The organism is Methylicorpusculum sp. (assembly GCF_030651835.1).
Lineage (GTDB): Bacteria > Pseudomonadota > Gammaproteobacteria > Methylococcales > Methylomonadaceae > Methylicorpusculum.
Genome location: NZ_JAUSBX010000011.1, coordinates 36,452 through 58,115, shown reverse-complemented (window position 1 = coordinate 58,115; position 21,664 = coordinate 36,452). Strand labels below are relative to the sequence as shown.

Here is a 21,664-nt window from a genome sequence, read left to right as displayed (position 1 = left end):
TTCGATTACTTCCATAATTGTTTCGAATTAAGTTGTTCGAAACGCTGTTGACTGGGAGTCAGATCGGATTGCCAGTCGCTTTGTGTTTTAATGATAGTGGGTTTTAGCAAAATGATCAGTTCGGTTTTTTGCGTTTTACCTTTGTTGATTCTGAACAAATTGCCCAGATAAGGAATCCGGGCCAAACCGGCACCACCCTCTTTATCTTCTTCAATCGTTTCCTGCATCAGTCCGCCCAAAACGATGATCTGGCCATTTCGGGCTTTAACGACGCTATCTGATTCTCTGACTGTATTTAGAGCCAGAGGAATCTGACCTTCTTGAGCGTTAATAATAAATGTTTTCGTTTGCTCCACCACTCGGGTGATAGACGGATGGATATGCAGGGTAATATCCTCGTCGTCATCGATTTGCGGCGTTACGTCCAGAACAATACCGGAAAAAAACGGCGTCCAGGTGATGTCCTGAGTAATGGTGTTGGACGCCTGGCTGGGCGCATTGGCCAACGTCGAGTTGGTCGATGAGACATCGGTGATAAAGAACTCATCCTGACCCACTTTAATGATGGCTTTTTGATTGTTGAGCGTCGAAATGCGAGGGCTCGATAAAATGTTGGCTTTGCCCTGGCTTTCCAGCAATTCCACAAACGCGCTGAAGTCGCCTGCCGTAGCGCCGATAGTAAAAACATCAAATACTTCTCCAGCCTTACTTAATGCGCCCAGTGGATTACCCGTGACCAACGGTGCTTTGTCAATACCCTCCCTGACAATGCTTTCCCAACTGACGCCGGTTTGATGGGCTTCATCCAGAATGATTTCCAGAATTTTCGCCTCCAGGACAACCTGACGGCTAATTTGGGCTTGGGTCATGCTGATAAAATCCTCGATTTCACGCAATTGCATAGGCTTGGCTCTTACCACAATAGTGCCGGATTGCCGGTTGATGACCGTTGTGGCTTGCTTGTCTACCGAGAGAATCGATTGTAAAGCCATGTCCAATTCAGACCAAAAGTCCGTATCGGTTTTGGTGTTGATGGAGCTGCCCGTGGTATTGGTGCCGATGCTTCGGCCATTTTCATTGGCGGAGCTGTCGGTTCCCGTTGCCGCTGTATCGGAGGTGTCGGCTAATTGCCCCGATGAAACCCGGGTATTGGATCGGCCTTCTCTGACTAAATCCAGCCGGTTGATTTTGAAAATTTTGGTTTGCAAAGTCGCAGGATAAACCATATAACATATTTCGTTCTTTTTATAGTCATAACCATAGACTTTTCGAACCGCGTCGAGTACTTGCGGTACGCTGACGTGTTTTAATTCCAGCGTAATATTTCCGGTGACCTCAGGATGAACCAGCATGTTTTCTTCGGTATCAATGACCAGACCCAAAAAGAATTCGCGCGCATCTACGCCATGCACTGAAACGTCAAACACAGGCAGGCGCTCTCGTTGGTACCCAAAATTCCTATCAGCCTCCTGAGTCTTTGTTAGGTTGGCTAACTTCGTTTGCTGCGCCCTGATTTCAGCTTCTTGTGTTAAGGTGGCCGACTCGTTTACTTCCGAGAAAAAATTGGCAACTTGCTGTGATTCGGGAGACTTTATGTTTGCGCAAGATGCAACGAAAACGGTGAGTGTGAGACTGAATGAGAGTATGCTTTTTTTCATTGTTGAGTCTATTGTTGTTTACCGTTTTTTGATCGAATGAGGAATTAAATGCAGCGTCTGACGGGCGCCGTTATATTCAACGATAACGCTATCAGTCCTGATGCTGATGACTTGTGCACCATTGGTCAGAATTTGGCCTTGTTTGACGAGTATGCCGTTAATCCTTGCGTGTCTGGATTTTTGAGTTCGCCAAATCCCGGAAAGTGTCAGGGCTTCTGCGTCTGTGGCATTATCCGGTGTTTGTGTCTGTGTGGTATCGGGTTGAGTCGGGTCATAGCCCTGTCCGAATGCCGAGGCAGTCGTCAGAACGCTGATAAAAAAGACTAGCAGCAGGTTAAACGCCAAGCCAAGTCTCCTCAAAACTCAAGGTGTAAATTGTAAAAGTAGTTAAAGCCTGCGGATGGTCTTTGACCTGGTAGTCGATGTTTTCCCAGTAAAAATGCCAGGGTAGGGATTCCAGGTTTTTCAGATACTGGAGAGTGCTGAAATAATTGCCCGTAAAACTGATGCTCAATCCATGTTTATAAACAGGGAACGTATTTTTTGCCTGGGTCAGTTGAATCATGGGTAGTGTTTCGAGTTTAATCAATGACAGATCAGGCGCCTGATTCAGCATGTCACTCAGCAGTTTTGCCATTAATTTTGGCGGTACGAATTTTTTGTCTTCTTTGCTAAGCTGGTTTTCAAGTTGGGAATATTGATTTTTCAAGTCGCTTAATACCGTTTTAGAGGATTTGGGTCCGCCTTCAAGAGTATTGTTTTCAAGTTCAAGTGCAGTTAGCTTTTGTGTGGCAATACGTTGATCAATGGCCGACAAGGATTTTTCGAGCTGGCTTTGTTGTATTGCAAGCGGCTGTAAAATAACCTTATCCCATATGCCCCATGCCACCATCAGCGCGGCCGCCGTTACCAGAATTTTTTCGCGCTGATTTAACGCATTAAAACGCTCTTTGTAGTTATTTAGCATGAGGCTCCGATTCCAAAAGTAATTCAGATGTGGTGGCAAGAGAAAAATCAATAGAGGTCTTTTCTGTAGGTGACTGCTCTGCTGTCAGTGAAGAAAAATGTTGACCTTGAAAGACCGCTTCCTTTTGCAGTTTCTGAATAAATCCTGCGATTAATTTGGGTTTTAGCGTACTGCCTTCAAATTTGAAAAGCGGCGGTTCGGAGCTGAGGTAAATGTGTTTTAGCCAGAGTCCCTGAAAAGCCTGATTGGATAAGGCCTGAAAATAACCTGAGAAGCCCTGGATTTGCATGGCGTTGTCTGATTTGAGCAATTGCAGACTCTGGCTTAATTCTTTCAATTGAGCTTGATAGCGTTCTATTTCCAGCCGTATTCGTGCCTCTTCTTTTTCGGGAGGCAACAGGGCAATCAATTGCTCTACATGAGCTGTTTCGATTTTAAGTTGCTGCTGGGCCAACTCGACTGCGTTGTTGAGTGAATGGTTTGTCCAGACGGTGTGCAGTGTCATACCGGTGATTAGCAGCAAGCCTGTCAGCAGAAGCCACCCATAAAGGGACGGCCGGATTTTGTCTCCATGCGGCTTGACGATATCCTGATAAAGATTTACTTGCTGGAGCATAGTTTTTCAACTGTATAACGCCAGGTTGCGCCGATGACAGGGGCGCATAGCGATTGTGTCAGGTCGTCCAGCATGATGTCGCTGTCGAGAATGGTGGAGAGGTCCATAATTCGTGCCGTGATGCCGTGATGGTCATTCAGGATTTCCAAGAGTCTTTGTGTGTTTTGGGCGATGGGTATGACAGCTAACCCGGAAAAAGGGGGGATGCCGTATACGCTTTCCACATAATCCAGTGAACGCTGAATTTCCAGCGCCAAAGAGCTTTGTTCGGATTGTGCTCTGTCATTGTCAGACGTATTAATGTTTAGTCCCAATTTGTCGATGCCGGTATTAAATTTGCGGGATAAGTAAATAGTGGCCTGTTTTTGCAGGATGATCATGCCGTTGCTGTCCTGCAGATACAAAATGGCAACGCCTCGGTCGTTTTCGGGCAATAAGGCGGCTAAATTCCGTAAGGAGGTTTCCTGAATATCAATGACTTTGAGATTCAGATTGGCTTTTTGGCAAAGCTCAACCTGATGTTTAATCGTATCAAGAGGACTTGCGATGATATCCAGTGATTTTCCGCTGTTGACGCGCCCGGTTGGCGGCGTTGAGAAATAGTCGATAACCGCTTTATCTACCGGAAAATCGATCAAGTCCTGAATTTTCCAGCGTATGGCTTCGGCGAGTTCATTATCAGCCACCGGTGGGGCTTCTATGTTGATATGCCGGTAATTATCAAGCGTTAAAACCAGATGGCAATCGAACCGTTCTAGAGGATACAGTTGGAACAAGCCGGCTAAGGCAACGGTTAAATCAGGCGGTTGATCTGTGGCTATGAATTCGCAATGAACCAGTCTTAATTCATTGCTCTCATTGTATTTGGATATGGCAATGCTGATGCCTTTTGTTAAAAAGCTGAGGCCTACAATACCCAAGGAGATCTGTTTTTTACCAAAAAGTCTGTTTACAAACTGCACCTGATAGAATCCGGAAAGTGTGATCTAAATCAAGTTTATTAGAAACCGGGTAATTTACAAGCAAGTAACAGACCTTAGGTGATTGTAGGTAACTAAGATGCAGGTTTAGATAGGCATTAAATGCTGCTATCCTGTCCCAACAAAGGGGGGTGCCTATTGTTTGGATTTAGTTACCCCATTTTCTCGAAATCAATGCCGTTTAGTTAACGGCACTGCCCTCGTTATACAGTCGGCTGACGTATTCGTATCAAGGCAGCATAATGCCCCTGATAGTGAAGAATAAAAGGCCGGCAAGCAGCGCTGATAAAGGCACAGTGATAAGCCAGGCTGCAGCAATTTTATAAAGATGCGAGCGTTTGACCAATTCCTGGCGATAGACTTTTTTGAGGCTTTTGCGTTCTTTTTTGGTTAAAAAGGAATGCTCTTGTTCGATTTTGGCTTGTAGTTTCAGTTCTTTCAACATCAAGCCTTTTTTGTCGATCGATGCTTTTTTGAACTCGTTCAAGAATGCTGCGATTTTTTCCGGAGCATCATGCTCGTGATGCGCTCTGATTTCCTCCATTCGCTTGGCGTTACTGTGTTTCAGGTATTCACGTAAAAAACCCACGCCGAAAACAGCACCAACGGCGGTATGCGTCGAACTGATAGGAAGTCCTAACTGGCTGGCAAATATGACGGTGATGGCGGCTGACATCGCAATGCAAAACGCGCGCATTTTGTCGAGTTCGGTAATTTCGCTGCCCACGGTGCGAATCAATTTGGGTCCATACAATGCCAGTCCCAGCGATATGCCTACTGCGCCTACCAGCATAACCCAGGGTGTAATCGAGGCTTTACTGGATACGGTTTGACTGACGATTGCGTCATTGATAGCGGCCAAAGGACCGACGGCATTGGCTACGTCATTGGCTCCATGGGCAAAGCTGAGTAACGCCGCCGAGCAGATCAAAGGTAAGGTAAATAACGAATTAACACCGGCTTTCGTTGAATCCATATTTACTGCGGCACGTTGAAGTGCGGGTCTAACGATCAAGAAAGTGGCTAAACCAATGCAGAAGCCCACTGTTGTTGCCGTTAATAAATCTGTTTTCCAGATGTTTTTCAGCCCTTTCAATATTAGATAGGTGGAAAATGCCCAAGCCATCAGACTTACCAAAAGCGGCACCAGTCTTTGCGCTGCAGCCAGCATATCCTGCTGATAAGTGATTTTTCTTTTGATCAAAAACAAAAACAGAGCAGCGAAAAAGCCGCCTAATAAGGGCGAAATAATCCAGCTCAGGACAATCTGGCTTAATACAGGCCAATCGACAATCTCGGTTCCGCCTGCCGCGATGCCGGCGCCCATAACGCCACCCACTATGGAATGAGTCGTTGATACCGGTGCATTTAAAAAAGTAGCTATATTCAACCAGATTGCTGCAGCCAACAATGCAGCCATCATCAGCCAGACAAAGGTATCAGGATTTTTAATCATGTCCGGATCAATGATACCGTCTTTGATGGTGTTGACGACTTCACCTCCTGCGATCATAGCGCCTGACGCCTCAAAAATAGCAGCTATGACGATTGCTCCCGTCAATGTCAACGCATTGGAACCGACAGCTGGACCGACATTATTGGCAACATCATTGGCTCCAATGTTAAGCGCCATATAGCCCCCTATCACAGCGGCAACAATAAGGAGATTATGGCCTGCGACTTGATCAGTGATGTTGCCTACATACAAGCAAACAAAGATCATAAAAATGACGGCAAGACCTAATCTAATAAGGTCCTTTTTGGTTAATGTGCTTGCTTCTTCAATTTGGTTGATGTTTTTTAAGTCCACCTGTTTACACCTCGGAGCTGCTAATTTGCGGGGCATTTTATCCTAATGGTAAAACAGATGCAGAAATTCAATGTAAATGAGTGGCTTGCATAGATCCGTAATACAGTTCATCAAATTGTCATAAATACCTGCTTGCAAATCTGTCAGCAAAGACCCAACAGCTAAACAAAGATCAGCAATTCCCAGGTGGCTGATAAAAAAGGGTAGGGGGTAAGCTTTGCGGGGATGTCGGCAGCAAAGATGCTGCCGTCAAGTCTCCACGGATGGGTCTACAACCTTCCTCGAAAGGCTTCTCCCTGCCCAAAGTGACGCTGAAAATATCAAACTGGGAATTGCTGAGCCAGGAACGTTAAACCGGAATTTTCTTTAACCAGATAGCCCGAGTCGTGTACTTAGCCCAAAATTTTGAAATTGTGGAGCCTGTAAAGAAAAGCTTAAGAGCCTGAGACGCTTTTTCAAGCTTGCAATATGCCTGATTATCCTTTAGTTTAAACCTATAACCGTAAGGCTAGGGGTGCTTCAAGCTTTGTCTTGTTGCTGAGAAAAACCCTTTGAACCTGACTCCGGCTAATACCGGCGTAGGGAAGCCATCTTCCCAGCGCCCTGATTTATCAAATGATTTAGGAGATAAGCGTGAGCGCAGTCCGACAAGAAATCCCATCCGCAACTGTCAGCAGTGTCAAAATTGAGCCCTATCCGGCTTCCGAGAAAATCTATGTAGAAGGGAGTCGTCCCGATATCAGGGTGCCGATGCGGAAAATTAATTTATCCGATACCCCAGCCCATTTTGGTGCCGAAACCAATCCACCGCTTTATGTCTACGATACGTCCGGTGTTTATACTGATCCTGCCGTTGAGATCAACCTGTTAAAAGGCTTGCAGTCGGTTAGAACGCCCTGGATTGAAGAGCGTGGTGATACAGAGATACTTGACGGTCCCACCTCAGAATACGGTCATGAGCGTTTGCATGATCCGGCCACTTCGCATCTGCGCTTTGAGTTGATTCGCAAACCGCGTAGAGCAAAAGCCGGGGCTAACGTCAGTCAGATGCACTATGCGAGACAGGGCATCGTCACGCCTGAAATGGAGTTTGTAGCGATCAGGGAAAATCAACGCATGGAGGAAATGAAAGAATTATGGAAAGATCAACATCCCGGCGAGTCTTTTGGCGCATCTATACCCTCTGTCATAACGCCGGAGTTTGTGCGTGATGAAGTCGCCAGAGGACGGGCTATCATTCCTGCGAATATTAACCATCCTGAATTAGAACCGATGATCATCGGGCGTAATTTCCTGGTTAAAATCAACGGTAACCTGGGTAATTCGGCGGTAACTTCTTCTATTGAAGAAGAAGTTGAAAAAATGCTGTGGGGCATCCGTTGGGGCGGCGATACGATTATGGATTTATCAACGGGTAAACATATCCATGAAACCCGCGAATGGATTCTGAGAAATTCTCCGGTTCCAATCGGCACGGTACCTATTTACCAAGCGTTGGAAAAAGTGAATGGTAAAGCGGAAGAGCTGACCTGGGAAATTTTTCGAGATACCCTGATCGAGCAAGCTGAGCAAGGCGTCGATTATTTTACTATCCACGCCGGAGTCAGGCTGCAACATGTGCCGTTAACTGCCAAGCGGATGACCGGAATTGTGTCTCGCGGTGGTTCCATCATGGCCAAATGGTGTTTAGCGCATCACACGGAAAGCTTTTTATACACTCATTTCGAAGATATTTGCGAAATCATGAAAGCCTATGATGTTTCCTTTTCGCTGGGAGATGGTTTGCGTCCCGGATCTATTTATGACGCGAATGACGAAGCCCAATTTGCAGAACTTGAAACATTGGGAGAGCTGACCAAAATCGCCTGGAAACATGATGTGCAAACCATGATTGAAGGACCCGGTCATGTGCCGTTGCACATGGTTAAAATCAACATGGAAAAACAGCTGCAAGAGTGCGATGAAGCGCCGTTCTACACATTGGGGCCTTTAACCACCGATATTGCGCCCGGTTATGATCACATTACTTCGGCGATTGGTGCAGCTAATATCGGCTGGTATGGCTGTGCGATGTTGTGTTACGTCACTCAGAAAGAACATCTGGGTTTACCAAATAAACAAGATGTCAGGGAAGGTATCGTCACCTATAAAATTGCTGCGCATGCTGCCGATTTGGCAAAAGGACATCCGGGTGCCCAAGCGCGCGATAACGCCATGTCAAAAGCTCGTTTTGAGTTTCGCTGGGAAGACCAGTTTAATATCGGTTTGGATCCAGAGAAAGCACGAAGCTTTCATGATGAAACACTGCCTCAGCATACGGCTAAAGTAGCCCATTTTTGCTCAATGTGCGGGCCTCATTTTTGCTCGATGAAAATCAGTCAGGACGTGCGTGATTATGCCAAAGCCAAAGGTCTGGCCGATGAAGAGGCCTTATTAAAAGGCATGGATGAAAAATCAAAAGAATTTTTGCAAGAAGGTGCAAAAATCTATCATGAAGTTTAGGCTTTAGCCTAACAGGCCTGACTCTCTCGGCATGGCTGAGCATGCTGTTATTACTTCTGAATCACTCCAGGACGGATGGGTTCGGTATTTTCTTCATAAAAACCAGCGATCATCGCTGGTTTTTTTTCATTATGTACAGATAGTTTTTTATCTTTCAGTTCTGATTGCAGAGATTCTTCGATGCTTTGCAGCCCCTGAGTCAATCTAGGTCAATCAATTCTGTTGTCTTTGGATGCCTAATGTGGTTATTTAGCCGATAGGTAGGCGAACTTCTATGAATCCATAGTTTAAATTTAAATAGCTCATAGAAATGACTATACTTCGGTTCTATGTGAACGGTTCGTCCTTGGCGATGGGCGGGGTTACGGTCTTAATAAATTGGAAAAAACTTCCATTGTGCGCGTACTTACTTTAATACTATCAATTACTTTTTCATCCTTGGCAGTAGCTGCGTTGACTGACAACCAGGAAACACGCGTCCAAACCGTATCAAGAATTAAATTGACCCCTGAAGAACTTGTCTGGTTGAGCCGGCACAAAACTGTTCGAGTTGGTTTTGATAGCGATTTTCCGCCCTACAGTTTTGTTGGAGAAAGCGGCCAAATTGAGGGCGTTGCCATTGACATCATCAAAGTCATCAGTGAGCGTTTGTCTATCAACATAGAGGTCGTGCCCTATAACACTTGGAACGAACTTTATGATGCGGCGGCAACTAAAAACATAGATGCTGTGGCAACGATGGTAGATCGCCCCGAAAGACGAGAATGGTTTAATTTTACTCAGCCGTATCTGTCTAAATCGCTGGTCATTATTGCCAGAAAAGATATTAAAGGGATTAACAGCCGGGCCGATGTCGCAGGCAAGACCGTTGCCTTGATAAGAAATTATCAGTATGTGGATCGTGTTTTAGAGGAGTTTCCTTCGCTAACTCCTTTTTTTGTTGACAGTATTACTGAGGGACTGGAGTCAGTCGATACCGGTAAAGCCGAAGCATTTATCGGGTTTTCCGGTGTGGGGTACTTTCTCTCTCAGCGAGGCTTATTTCCCAGCCTCAAAGTGGTGACTTTTTACGATCACAACAGCGCGAATGAGAGTATCGCGGTTAGAAAAGATTGGCCGATACTGGCGGACATTCTTCATAAAGGTCTGGATTCGCTGTCAGCAGATGAAAAACAGGATATCTTTGATAAATGGGTGCCTCAGGCTGAACCGATAGTTGATTTTGCTTTCATTGCCAAGCTGTTGGGAGCCATGCTGATCGTTTTGATCTTGCTGATTTCATGGCTCATCCAGATTAGAAGGCAGAATAAAAAAATCGAGCTATCCAATCAGGACGCACTTTTAGCCAACAAGAAATTACAAGAGCTGCAAATGGAACTGGAAGCGCTGGTCGCTCAGAGAACGTCAGAGTTGCGGGTCAGCGAGCAAAAGTTTCGCAGTCTGGTAGAAAATCTCCAGGATGAATATTTTTTTTACAGGCAAGATCCGGAGGGGAAATTTACTTATGTCAGCCCTTCGGTCACTTCGATTTTGGGCTTTAGTCAGGATGAGTTTAAGGCTAATTTTAAAGATTACCTCTCTGATAATCCCGCCAATCAAGAAATTGAAGAAAAGTTGGCGCAATGTGTTCAAGGTCACTTACAGCCTCTTTACCAGATCGAAATCTATCATGCCAATGGCGATTTACACTGGCTTGAGCTTCTTAATACACCGGTTTACAACGAAAAAGGGGACTGCGTCGGGGTTGATACTATTGCCCATGACATCACCGCCAGACGAGAGGCTCAGGAAATTCTTACTTCGTTGTCTTACTACGATGAATTAACCGGTTTAGCCAATCGCCGCCTGTTTTCTGATCGGCTTCAGCAAACGTTAAATCTGGCTCATAGAAATAAATGGTCCGTTTCTCTGTTTTATTTGGATCTTGATCGATTCAAGTCTGTAAATGACAGTTACGGACATTCTGCCGGTGATGAAGTACTTAAAGAAACGGCAAAGCGCATGGTTTCAGTGCTGCGCGATTCCGATGTCGCTGCGCGCATGGGGGGAGACGAATTTTTGTTATTGTTGCCCGAAACAGATGCTTATTCTGCGATTAGGGTTGCTGAAAAACTGCTTAAGATTCTTTTGTTGCCCTATTATGTTGACGAACATATTCTGACCTTGGGTGCCAGTATCGGTGTTGCCGTTTATCCGGAGCATACAACCGATGGGGAAACGTTGATCAATTACGCTGATACAGCCATGTATTCTGCTAAAGAGAAGAAGCTTGGCTATGCTTTCTATACTAAAGAGATGCAGGAGTTACAGGTTAGTCAGGCGCAACTTGCCGAAGATTTGGTTAAAGCGGTTCGATTCAGCCTATTAAATGAAAAAAATGAGTTTTCAGCCGGATCTGTGAAATGCCCGACCTCTCAGTTTTCTTTGTACTATCAGACCTATCATTCACTTACCAACAATCAAATAGTGGGCTATGAAGCCCTTATTCGCTGGAATCATCCTGTGTTGGGTGCCATAGGACCCATTGACTTCTTACCTTTGGCCGAGGAAAAAGGCTATATAGGAAGTATCACTCAATGGATGTTTAATCAGGTCTGTACGCAGCTTTTAATTTGGAATTCTGAGGGGGTCAGACCTCCAAAAATGAGTGTTAATCTGGCGTTGAGCGAGATTAACACGCCGAATTGGGCGGGTAAAATACTGACTCAGCTTGAGCAGTTAAAAGTAAATCCTGCCTGGTTTACTATCGATTTAAAAGAATCCGCTTTTTTGAACGACGGTATGGCTTTAACGCCTGAAATTTCTTTGTTGAAAGAAGCCGGCGTCACTGTATGTATCGATGATTTTGGCGGGCAGACATTTACCGATTTGAAGTCCCTCGCAGAATTGCCGGTTGATCTGATAAAGCTGGACCGCAGATTATTGAGGAACATTCCCGGTGACACGGAAAGTGTAAAATTTATTCAGGATGTCATTCGTATTGCTATGCCTGTCGGTAAGGCTGTTGTTGCCAAGGGTATAGAGACACAAGATCAGCTGGATACTCTCCAGAAATACGGATGCGGTTGTGGGCAAGGTTTTTTATTTTGTAAGCCCTTACCCGGTAACGAAGTCCAGGCGTTTACAAAATCGTTACAATGGTTTTTAAATTAACCGATTGATTTTTTTATCGCATCTGCTTTACCCCCTTCAATTCAACGAGTGCCTCATGATGAAGCCCGGAATGCACTCTTATGGACCTTTTTATGAATAGAGGTGTTGGAGTGAAAAGTAGGGTGAGGCAAAGGCCGGTTATTTTTATAGATAAATAACACAGTTTAATTCCTTTGCTGACCATTCTGAGCCATCAACCAATGATGACTGCAACAATTGTTAACGTTGTTTAACAATGGTGTAAATATTGCTGTAATATTTTTTAAGTACAATGGTTGTCGCCAAGTTTGATAGCTAGTTATAATTTTTATCAGGTTAAGGCAAGGTAAGGACAATTTATAATTCGGTACCTTAACGCTTTCTTCATCAGGTATTTTTTCAAAATGAGGAAAATTTGATACTAGATTTTATTGTGCGGTTTATTTAAGTAGTGATAAATAAAGTTTGAAATCTTTTTATTGCTACGACAAGAAAAGGGTATGAGCATGAACAAAATTCTCCTAACACTGATTATGATCGCTCTAACGACAACGACTCCTCAAGTTATATCCGAGGTGAAGATCAAAGTTAAAGAGTTGGCAGGTACTGACTTGCAAAATCAAGAGAAAATGAGTATTGAGCTTGATTCATCAGGGCGGGTCGCCTTTTGGACGCCGAGTCTAACCAAAAATTATGTATCCGTTTTCTCTGGAACACTGTTGTTGCCCTCTACTGAAATCAAGGGCTACCATGCATTGGTGACTCAGCACCAGCAAGGTAAGGTCATTCGTACGCAAACGCGGTATTTTTTTCTGGAAGGACGTGATATTGAAGCCTCCTCTGATGATTTGATTGCTGTTGTTAAATCGCCTTTACAAATAGAACCCAGAGTATTGCCAAAGCCTGAAATAGGCTATGAGAGTAGCCAGCCTTATACGTTCAGTGTGAGTTTGGACGGTGAGCCCATGGCCAATACAGCGGTATTGCTTGAGACGACGAATGGGTCGCGTCAGCAGGGCCGGACTGATGCGTCCGGACGAGTGAATTTTAAGTTACCGGATGATTTTAAAGACGGCATTTCAGGTGATAACAGGGCTCAATTTATTTTAAGCACGGTTAAAAACGACAATAAACTGACTTATCAGGCAGAGTTGATACTCAACTACCAGAAGCATAAATCGTCTTGGCTGGATTTAACCAAAGGTTTGGCTTGGCGAGCGCAATCACTGATGCAACTCAGGTCTTAACGGCGTGGCCTGACCACCCAAAGTAAGCAATGTATAAATAACACAGGCAGGCCAAAGCAAAGGCGTGCTGTATACCAAAGGCGTCGGCCAGCAGGCCCTGAATAACAGGAATGATTGCTCCGCCCACAATCGCTGCGCATAAGATTCCGGAACCCTGCTGGGTCAACCCTCCTAAATCCTTGATTCCCAACGAAAAAATGCTGGGAAACATAATCGAGTTGCAAAAACCGACTGATAAAATGGCAATCATAGCCACTTTACCGCTGCCAAAAATAACGACTGTGATCAGCAAAGCAGCAACCACCGCGTGAAATACCAATACTTTGTTGGGTTTGATTTTCGCCATGAGTGCAGCACCTAAAAATCGTCCAATCATGGCGCCGCCCCAGTAAATGGAAAGGTAACTGGCCGCTTCATGACTAGGCAGGCCGATAATTTTAGGTTCTGATAAAAAATTTACCATAAAACTACCAATTGACACTTCAGCCCCAACATAAAGAAAAATCGCAATGGCGCCTAGAATAAGATGTCTTTCCTGCCAAACGCTTCTTTCTTTTTTTACAGTAACCAACGGTCTTTCAATAGTTGATGGGGCTTGATCCCGGCTTAAAACGGGCCATTTATACAGCCAGCACACCAAGGCTGTAGTGAATAATATCAGCGATATCAATAAATACGGATTTTGTACAGCGGCTGCTTCTATAGCGCGCTGAGAGGCTATTGCGGAAGGGTTAACGGCTGAATTGGTGATAAGCGTCTTGCTCAGAATAAATGTAGCCCCAAAATAAGGCGCTACAGTGGTTCCCAGAGAATTAAACGCCTGTGTCAACGTCAAGCGGCTTGAGGCGGTTTCGGAGCTTCCTAATTGGGAGACGTAAGGATTTGCGGCGACTTGCAGCATGGTGATGCCGGATGCCAATACAAAAAATGCAGACAGGAATAACCAATACAACCTGAGTGCCGCAGCCGGATAAAACAGCAGGCAACCAAAACCAGCGATTGCCAATCCGCTGACGATGGCGTTTTTATAGCCGATTCTTTTGACCAGATAACCGCTAGGCATTGAAACGAGAAAATAGGCAGTAAAAAAGCAAAACTGTACCAGCATGACTTTGGTATAACTGAGCGTAAACAACGATTTCAAATGTGGAATCAGAATGTCATTCAAACAGGTGATAAAACCCCAAATGAAAAACAAGGAAGTCAACAATGTCAGCGTTGCCCTGTTTTGATCAGTATGAAGCGAAGTTTTGTTAAGGCCGGTAAAAAGCGACATGAGTGTGCCTAAAGGGAAGATTCAGCGGAGCCGATTAAGGTAAACGATCTCGATTCATTGCCTATCATGACTTTGAACTCTCCGGGTTCGATGATGCGTTTCAGATTGACACCAATAAAGGACAAATCATTCGGCATCAAGGTTAACGTGACGGTTTGTTGTTGTCCCGGAGTCAATTCGATTTTTTTAAAGGCTTTAAGCTGTTTTACGGGCCGTGAGACCGTTGCGGCGACATCGTTTAAATACAACAAAACCGTTTCTTTGCCGGTCCGGTTTCCGGTGTTTTTGACATTGACGCTGACATCCAAATTTTCTCCCATTTGCAGTTGCTGTTTACTCAGCGTCAGGCCAGTGGTTTCAAACTGGGTATAGCTTAATCCATGGCCGAAGGGGTAGAGTGGGTTATAGACATTCCATTCGAAGGCTTCTATGGGTTTGTGATCGTAGAGCACGATATCATTTGTGTTTCTGGGATACGTGATAGGCAGTTTGCCGTTCGGGTTATAGTCACCGAACAGAATGTCTGCAATAGCGTCACCTCCTTCCATGCCCGGTAAGAAACCCAAAATAACCCCGGCCGCTTTTTCGGCAAGTGCGGTAATAATACGCGGACGACCCCCCAAGGTCAGCAGGATAACCGGTTTGCCGGTTTTCAGCAGAGCCTCTGCCAACTTTTGTTGCCGGGGCTCAAGCATCAATGAATCGATATTACCCGGTGTTTCGGTATACGGCTTTTCGCCAAGACACAGTAAGATAAATTCATGGTTGGCCGCCTCGCTAACCGCCCGATCTATATCAATCTCATCATCAAATGATTGCCCTCCTATATATGTGACAGTTCCTGACGATTTTTTACGGATCGCTTCCAGTACGGTTGATTTTTCTTGAGGGTACAATTCCTCGGCATCGCCTTGCCATGTGATAGTCCAGCCGCCGTTTAGCACGCTCAATAAATTGGCGGTGGGCCCGGTGACCAGAATGCGGGCCTCTTTTTTTAAAGGCAACACCTGGTCAACGTTTTTTGCCAATACGATGGATTCATGAGCCGCCTGTCGATTCGTCTCGACCGCCTGTGGTGTTGCAAAATGATCTTTTGGATCAGGCGTCGGGCGGTCAAAGTCGAATAATCCACTTTGATATTTGACTGTCAGAATACGAGAGACCGCCTCATCAATACGAGATAGAGGCACTTCGCCGGAACGGGCCAAATTCAGCAGTAAATCGTAAAAAGAAAAGTCAAAGGGCACCATGCTCATATCGACTCCGGCCATCACCGCCATTTTAACGGCGTCTTTGGGCGAGGCCGCCAACTTATCACGCGTATAAAGACGATTGATATCTGCCCAATCCGAAACAGTGAATCCTTTAAAACCCAGTTCGTCTCTGAGAATCGTCGTTAAGTACTGGAAGTTGGCGTGACCTGGAATACCATCGACTTCAGCCGAGTTGATCATGATGGTTGGTGCGCCTTGCTTGATGCCGGCTTCAAAAGCCGGTAAAAAATATTCACGCAACATTCTTTCGCCTATCCAGGCTGGCGAGCGGTCTTTGCCATTAATAGGAAAGCTGTATCCGACAAAATGCTTCAAACAGGTGGGAGCCTTGTCCGGCGCAGAAAAATCATCGCCTTGATGGCCTTTGATATAGGCCGAACCCATGGCGCTAGACAAATGGACGTCCTCACCATAGGTTTCCCATAAACGCGGCCAAAGAGGCTGCCTGCCGATATCCATTACCGGTGAGAAATTCCAGTGTAATCCGGATGCACGGACTTCTCTGGCGGTTATAACGCCCTCTTGATAGGCTAAATCGGTATTAAAAGTAGCCGCCATATTGATCGCTTGCGGGAATAGAGTCGAATTTTGCGTATAAGACGCGCCGTGGATCGCGTCTATACCGTACATGACTGGAATTTTTAGCCGTGTTTTAAGCGAAACATCACGAATGGTCATCAGCATTTTTCGCCAGGATTCAATTGATTGTGCTTTGTTATCAGGCGTAAATGGGGTGTTGAGAATGGATCCCACATGATGATTCAAGACCGCCTCTTCAAGCTTTTGATGGTCGATCGGAAAGGTCGGGTTTTGATCCGGCGGTATTCCGATTACGGTAAAGTCAACCTGCGTCATTTGCCCAACTTTTTCTTCCAGGGTCATTTTTGATAATAAATCAAGAACCTGATCTTCAATAAGGGTGTTCATTGTTTGAGCGCTCACGGGTGACTCCGAAATAAATAAAAAAAGTGTAAGGCAACCTGCTATTGTTTTCACATAAGGTCCTTAGGCTGATAGTCGCCTTGGTATAGGATTACAGGCAGCAACGGCTCTTTTCCAGAATATAGGGACATAGGTGTTTTTATTGCTTTTAGGGAAAATAAAGAGTTAATTTAATATTAAGTGTAATAAAGAGGTTATTAATGGATGCCATACAATTAGTTAAACAGGTCAGGTCTCTGTTTTCGCTTCCGGAAATCGCATTACGTGTTAACGAATTGCTGACTGTTCCAGAACCTTCCATCCTCGAACTTGAGGGTGTCATTATCAACGATCCCGCATTGACCGCCAATATTCTTAAATTAGTCAACAGCGCTTACTTCGGCATGCCGGGAAAAATAGACACCGTTTCACGGGCTATCACTCTGGTTGGTTTTAATGAATTAAGAAATATTGTTATGGCAACTTCCGTAGCAACCCGGTTTAAAGGGATTCCTGCTGAATTAGTCGATATGGATGTGTTTTGGTACCACAGTGTCACTTGTGGGGTATTGTCTAGAAACCTAGCCAAACGACTGAAACATCCGGACCAGGAGCGTTTTTTTATTGCCGGCTTATTAAGCAGTATAGGTAAACTGATATTTTTTTCGACTTATCCCGGAGAATCGGCTGAAATTCTTGCGCTTAAAGAACAGGGCGATGAAGTGATGACTGCGGCTGAAATAGAGCATTTTGGTTTTAACTATGCTGATCTGGGGGCGGAATTACTTAAACAATGGAAATTACCACCCAACATTTGGGAGTTAATCGCGTTTCAATTGGATCCACTTAAAGCCAATACTCCAAGAGAAGATGTCTGCATTATTAATGTGGCTAGAAAAATTGTGAATAGCATAGAGCCTTGCGCAAAATTCGATTTTAATTTTGATATTCTCGAGCCGACCTTGAATTCAGACGTGTTGGCCTTCCTGAAATTAACACCCAATGTCATTCAAGGCGCAATAGATGACGCATTATTTCAAGCCTATGAAGTCATGTGTATTATCAGGCCGCAAGCCGCAACCATCTATTGATTGGACGTAACAAAACAGGGAAGTTAAAGGAATAAATGTAAATCGAGGGTCTGCGATTTTTTAGTTCGGAGGGTGTATCGCTTAGTGATAAGTAGTGTTCTGTATGAGTCATCAGCAATTCCCAGATTGATATTTTCAGCGTCTTTTTTGGGCAGGGAAAAGCCTTTCGAGGAACGCCGTAAACCATTTTGACAGCAGCATCCCCTGTGTCGACATCCTCAAAAAGCTTCCCTCAGCCCTTTTTTCGAATTGCTGATGAGTCATCCCTGTTGTGCGCTAATCCGAAATTCTTAATAACCAAAAGCAAAAAGTGTGAGGCTATTCTCATGCTTTTTGACTAATCCCAACGCACAGCTAAAAAAAGCGTATAGACTAAGTTTGTACGTTAGAGTTTGTGGTGTCATATAGACTCATTTTTCAGCGTGTGTCATCAAAGCGGGCCTGGCGACCTTGCTCTCCATTATCAGGCAATGATGATTTCGGTAATCGCAGCGAAGCACTGTTGCCGGTTTACATTTTTCAAAAGGATCGGAGCAATCATGTTTAAAGCAAACGATCAAGAGTCTCATGGCAACCGATCGACGGACGCTGATCCTTTTGCGCCGGAATCAACTGAATCACAATCAAAGCTGGATACCGCCTTAACTTGTCTTGTCATGATGGCTAGGTTGCACGGTATTGGGGCGGACCCGGATCAATTGGCTCATCAATTTGCAGAACATGGCCGGATGTTTGGTACCGTCGATTTATTACTGGCCGCCAAACATTTACATTTGAAAGCCAAACTGATCAAAACGGGGTTGAATCGGCTAGCTAAAACGCCTTTACCGGCCATTGCGATAGGCGAGGCGGGCGAGTTTTTTATTTTAGCGCGCTTCGAAGGTAATAAGGTGTTAATCCAGTCACCTGAGGAGGGCCGCCCTAAAATGCTGAGCTTGGCCGAGTTTCAATCATGTTGGTCAGGAGAGTTGATTTTGCTGACTTCACGTGCATCATTGGGAGGAGAGCTCAGCAAGTTTGACTTTACCTGGTTTATTCCCGCTGTCGTCAAATATCGAAAACTGTTGGCCGAAGTTCTGCTGGTCAGTCTTGTGTTGCAATGTTTTGCGCTGATTACGCCGCTGTTTTTTCAGGTGGTAATGGATAAGGTATTGGTTCATAGGGGTTTAGTGACCTTGGATGTCATCGCCATCGGCTTGGCTGTTGTCATTATATTTGAGGTATCGCTTGGTGCCTTGCGTAGTTACGTGTTCTCCCATACCACCAGCCGCATGGATGTGGAACTGGGTGCGAGGCTGTTCAGACATCTTCTGAATTTGCCTATAGCGTATTTTCAAGCTAGACGCGTGGGTGATTCTGTTGCCAGGGTACGCGAACTGGAAAATATTCGATCATTTTTGACCGGTAATTCCGTTACCCTGGTATTGGATCTGATGTTCTCCGTGGTTTTCATCGCGGTAATGTTGCTTTATAGCGGCTGGTTGACTTTGATTGTACTAGCATCTTTGCCTTGCTACATTATCTTGTCCGTAGTTTTTACGCCGCTATTACGTGCCAGATTGCATGAAAAATTCAATCGAAACGCTGAAAACCAGGCATTTTTGGTTGAAACCATCAGCGGTATTGATACGGTAAAAAGTATGGCGGTAGAACCGCAGTGGCTGCGCCAATGGGATAATCAGCTCGCAGCTTATGTATCGTCAAGTTTTCGCGCGGCTACAGTGGGGACTTTAGCTAACAGTGGCGTTACTTTAATCAGCAAACTGGCTACAGTCGCTACGATGTATTTGGGTGCGCGCCTGGTGATTGACGGCCAATTAACTGTAGGTCAGTTGATTGCTTTCAATATGTTGGCGGGTCAAGTGGCGCAGCCTGTGATCCGGTTGGCGTCATTGTGGACGGATTTTCAGCAGATTGGCATTTCGATGCAGCGATTGGGCGATATTCTTAATACGCATACCGAGATTTCGGGTAATAAAAGCGCGTTACCGCTTATAACTGGCCATCTGACATTGGATGATGTTGTTTTCCGGTATACCCCAGGCGGGCCGGAAGTGCTTAAAAATATCCGCTTAGATATTTCTCCCGGTGAGGTCATTGGTGTGGTCGGCCATTCCGGTTCAGGTAAGAGCACGCTGGCAAAACTGATGCAGCGACTTTATGTACCTGAACGAGGTCGGATATTAGTCGATGGTATGGATTTAGCCTTGGTGGATGCGTCTTCATTGCGCAGACAAATCGGTGTAGTGTTACAGGAGAATGTCCTGTTCAATCGAAGTATTCGTGACAATATTGCGCTTTCCAATCCTGGTGCGCCGATTGAAAAGATAATTCATATGGCCAAGCTCTCTGGCGCGCATGGTTTTATTTCGGAATTGCCGGAAGGCTATGATACTCCGGTCGGTGAGCATGGTTCGACACTTTCGGGAGGCCAACGGCAACGCATTGCGATCGCACGCGCCTTGATCAACGACCCGCGCATTCTAATTTTTGACGAAGCCACCAGTGCGCTGGATTACGAGAGTGAGCACATCATTCAGCTTAATATGAAAGCGATCAGTAAAGGACGCACTGTCATTATCATTGCGCATCGGCTCAGTGCGGTGAGAGATGCGAATCGCATCATCGTGATGGATCGCGGGCAAATCGTTGAAGAAGGCACTCATGCCGAACTTTTAACCCAAAGCGTGGGCTACTATTCGCGATTGTTCAGTTTGCAGCAGGGGTGAAATCATGAGCATGAGTTTGCAATTTGATGCATGTTGCGATTTATTCAAACGTTACGGCGCCATATTTGTGTATGCCTGGGAACATCGTGCAGAACATGATCTTCAAAAACGTTTACAAGATGAGGCTCAGTTTCTTCCTGCGGCATTGGCCTTGCAGGAAACTCCCGTTTCTCCAACACCGAGGCTTGCAGCGGGGATGTTGGTTGCTTTTGCTGGACTCGCATTTTTGTGGGCTGTCTTCGGCAGGATTGATGTGGTTGCCAGCGCTCAAGGCAAAATTGTTCCCAATGACCGCATCAAGACGATTCAATCGTTGGAAGCGGCTACTGTTAAAGCTATCTATGTGACCGATGGCCAGTTTGTGATGACCGGCGAGGTGTTGATAGAGCTGGACCCAACCACAGCATTGGCTGATCAGCATCGTCTGCAAAGTGACCTGATTAGCGCTCGTCTTCAAGTTGCCCGAGGTCTGGCTATGCTTGCCGCACTCGACAAAGGGACAAGTCCCAGTTTAAAACGTCATCCTGATAGCGATGTCAATGATGAGGATAAGTTTCAGGAGGCCAAACGATTGCTGTCGGCACAATTTGGCGAATACCTTGCCAAGAATGCTGTGATCAACTCGGAAATTTCTCGGTACGCAGCTGAATTGCATTCAACCCAAATACTTGTGCGCAAGCTGGAATTGATCGTGCCTATTGCGCGGCAAAGAGCGGAGGATTATAAGAATTTGGTTGAGCTACATTTTGTATCCAGGCATGACTTTTTGGAGCAGGAGCAAAACCGGATAGAGCAGGAAGGCAACCTTGCCAATCTAAAAAGCCGGCTTAAGGAAATTGATGCGATGAAATCCAGGATGCTTGCACAACGGACGGAGTTGGCTGCTGAAACACGACGTATAACCCTGGACAGCATGATCGAAGGGCAGCAAAAAGTCGAAACTTTGGAGCAAGAGGTACTCAAAGCCACCCAACGCAGTAAACTCATGAAGCTGACTTCGCCCGTAGACGGCACTGTTCAGCAACTGTCGGTTCATACGGTAGGCGGCGTGGTGACGCCGGCACAACCGTTGATGTCCGTGGTGCCAAGTGATAATCCGCTTGAAGTGGAAGCCTTTATAGAAAATAAAGACATAGGATTTGTAAAGGCCAATCAGGCCGCCGAGGTTAAAATTGAAACATTTCAATACACTAAATACGGGACTCTTCATGCCAAGATGGCATCTGTATCGCATGATGCAATCAATGATGAAAAACGCGGCTTGATCTATTCGGCTCGAGTAAAAATGGACCGTTCGACGATGAATATCGAGGGAACCGAGGTGAATCTGAGTCCCGGAATGGCGGTTACGGTTGAGATAAAGACCGGCAAACGCCGTGTGATTGAATATTTCCTTAGTCCGCTGATGCAGTACGGTCATGAGAGCCTGACTGAACGATGAGCCGGGCTATCAATCGCGTG

Annotated in this window: 15 protein-coding genes and 1 riboswitch; of the genes, 6 read left to right on the top strand and 9 right to left on the bottom strand. The window is 45.4% G+C overall.

The window, feature by feature from the left end:
* Window positions 1-5 precede the first annotated feature (5 nt).
* The 6 genes from Q7V32_RS01365 to Q7V32_RS01340 all read right to left on the bottom strand — a co-directional run bounded on the left by Q7V32_RS01365 (window position 6) and on the right by Q7V32_RS01340 (window position 6,031).
* Complete coding sequence (locus Q7V32_RS01365) at window positions 6-1,427, bottom strand: pilus (MSHA type) biogenesis protein MshL (protein ID WP_304895200.1); 1,422 nt, start codon at window positions 1,425-1,427, stop codon at window positions 6-8.
* A gap of 249 nt (window positions 1,428-1,676) precedes the next feature.
* On the bottom strand, window positions 1,677-2,003 hold the full coding sequence (locus Q7V32_RS01360; RefSeq protein WP_304895199.1) for a hypothetical protein: 327 nt from the start codon (window positions 2,001-2,003) through the stop codon (window positions 1,677-1,679).
* Complete coding sequence (locus tag Q7V32_RS01355) at window positions 1,993-2,625, bottom strand: hypothetical protein (protein ID WP_304895198.1); 633 nt, start codon at window positions 2,623-2,625, stop codon at window positions 1,993-1,995. Before Q7V32_RS01355 ends, Q7V32_RS01360 begins: the two co-directional genes overlap by 11 nt.
* Window positions 2,615-3,241 carry a hypothetical protein gene (locus Q7V32_RS01350; protein ID WP_304895197.1) on the bottom strand — a complete coding sequence of 209 codons (627 nt, stop codon included), beginning with the start codon at window positions 3,239-3,241 and terminating at the stop codon, window positions 2,615-2,617. Before Q7V32_RS01350 ends, Q7V32_RS01355 begins: the two co-directional genes overlap by 11 nt.
* Entirely contained in the window at window positions 3,226-4,203 is a 978-nt protein-coding gene (gene pilM, locus Q7V32_RS01345; RefSeq protein WP_304895196.1) for a pilus assembly protein PilM, read from the bottom strand. Before pilM ends, Q7V32_RS01350 begins: the two co-directional genes overlap by 16 nt.
* A gap of 247 nt (window positions 4,204-4,450) precedes the next feature.
* Window positions 4,451-6,031, bottom strand: coding sequence for an inorganic phosphate transporter (locus Q7V32_RS01340; protein WP_304895195.1), 1,581 nt, complete (start codon window positions 6,029-6,031; stop codon window positions 4,451-4,453).
* 500 nt (window positions 6,032-6,531) lie between these two features.
* A riboswitch (TPP riboswitch) is annotated at window positions 6,532-6,633 on the top strand.
* A 31-nt stretch (window positions 6,634-6,664) separates the two neighbouring features.
* Here Q7V32_RS01340 and thiC point away from each other — a divergent pair.
* On the top strand, window positions 6,665-8,533 hold the full coding sequence (gene thiC / locus Q7V32_RS01335; protein WP_304895194.1) for a phosphomethylpyrimidine synthase ThiC: 1,869 nt from the start codon (window positions 6,665-6,667) through the stop codon (window positions 8,531-8,533).
* A gap of 50 nt (window positions 8,534-8,583) precedes the next feature.
* Here thiC and Q7V32_RS01330 read toward each other — a convergent pair whose 3' ends face one another.
* Window positions 8,584-8,736 carry a hypothetical protein gene (locus tag Q7V32_RS01330; protein WP_304895193.1) on the bottom strand — a complete coding sequence of 51 codons (153 nt, stop codon included), beginning with the start codon at window positions 8,734-8,736 and terminating at the stop codon, window positions 8,584-8,586.
* Window positions 8,737-8,929: 193 nt separating this feature from the next.
* On the opposite strand from Q7V32_RS01330, the gene Q7V32_RS01325 reads away from it, so the two are divergent.
* Together Q7V32_RS01325 and Q7V32_RS01320 are read left to right on the top strand one after the other, a co-directional pair.
* Window positions 8,930-11,686 carry a bifunctional diguanylate cyclase/phosphodiesterase gene (locus Q7V32_RS01325; RefSeq protein ID WP_304895192.1) on the top strand — a complete coding sequence of 919 codons (2,757 nt, stop codon included), beginning with the start codon at window positions 8,930-8,932 and terminating at the stop codon, window positions 11,684-11,686.
* A gap of 485 nt (window positions 11,687-12,171) precedes the next feature.
* The gene (locus Q7V32_RS01320) at window positions 12,172-12,912 is read left to right on the top strand and encodes a hypothetical protein (protein ID WP_304895191.1); all 741 of its coding nucleotides are present in this window, start codon (window positions 12,172-12,174) and stop codon (window positions 12,910-12,912) included.
* Here the strand turns inward: Q7V32_RS01320 and Q7V32_RS01315 are convergent.
* The gene (locus Q7V32_RS01315; RefSeq protein WP_304895190.1) at window positions 12,902-14,188 is read right to left on the bottom strand and encodes a sugar MFS transporter; all 1,287 of its coding nucleotides are present in this window, start codon (window positions 14,186-14,188) and stop codon (window positions 12,902-12,904) included. The genes Q7V32_RS01320 and Q7V32_RS01315 overlap by 11 nt on opposite strands.
* An 8-nt stretch (window positions 14,189-14,196) precedes the next feature.
* Complete coding sequence (locus tag Q7V32_RS01310; RefSeq protein ID WP_304895189.1) at window positions 14,197-16,404, bottom strand: glycoside hydrolase family 3 N-terminal domain-containing protein; 2,208 nt, start codon at window positions 16,402-16,404, stop codon at window positions 14,197-14,199.
* Window positions 16,405-16,604: 200 nt separating this feature from the next.
* Between Q7V32_RS01310 and Q7V32_RS01305 the strand changes: the two genes are divergently transcribed.
* The 3 genes from Q7V32_RS01305 to Q7V32_RS01295 all read left to right on the top strand — a co-directional run bounded on the left by Q7V32_RS01305 (window position 16,605) and on the right by Q7V32_RS01295 (window position 21,644).
* Window positions 16,605-17,474, top strand: a complete 870-nt coding sequence (locus tag Q7V32_RS01305) for an HDOD domain-containing protein (protein WP_304895188.1) — start codon at window positions 16,605-16,607, stop codon at window positions 17,472-17,474.
* A 539-nt stretch (window positions 17,475-18,013) separates the two neighbouring features.
* Complete coding sequence (locus Q7V32_RS01300) at window positions 18,014-20,203, top strand: type I secretion system permease/ATPase (RefSeq protein WP_304895187.1); 2,190 nt, start codon at window positions 18,014-18,016, stop codon at window positions 20,201-20,203.
* Between the two features lie 4 nt (window positions 20,204-20,207).
* Window positions 20,208-21,644, top strand: a complete 1,437-nt coding sequence (locus tag Q7V32_RS01295; RefSeq protein ID WP_304895186.1) for an HlyD family type I secretion periplasmic adaptor subunit — start codon at window positions 20,208-20,210, stop codon at window positions 21,642-21,644.
* The last annotated feature ends 20 nt before the right edge of the window (window positions 21,645-21,664 follow it).

Excerpts from the sequence above, each read along its gene's own strand:
- Q7V32_RS01315 (WP_304895190.1), bottom strand. The coding sequence starts at position 14,188 with ATGTCGCTTTTTACCGGCCTTAACAAAACTTCGCTTCATACTGATCAA.
- Q7V32_RS01355 (WP_304895198.1), bottom strand. The coding sequence starts at position 2,625 with ATGCTAAATAACTACAAAGAGCGTTTTAATGCGTTAAATCAGCGCGAA.
- Q7V32_RS01300 (WP_304895187.1), top strand. The coding sequence starts at position 18,014 with ATGTTTAAAGCAAACGATCAAGAGTCTCATGGCAACCGATCGACGGAC.
- Q7V32_RS01295 (WP_304895186.1), top strand. The coding sequence starts at position 20,208 with ATGAGCATGAGTTTGCAATTTGATGCATGTTGCGATTTATTCAAACGT.
- Q7V32_RS01350 (WP_304895197.1), bottom strand. The coding sequence starts at position 3,241 with ATGCTCCAGCAAGTAAATCTTTATCAGGATATCGTCAAGCCGCATGGA.
- Q7V32_RS01320 (WP_304895191.1), top strand. The coding sequence starts at position 12,172 with ATGAACAAAATTCTCCTAACACTGATTATGATCGCTCTAACGACAACG.
- Q7V32_RS01305 (WP_304895188.1), top strand. The coding sequence starts at position 16,605 with ATGGATGCCATACAATTAGTTAAACAGGTCAGGTCTCTGTTTTCGCTT.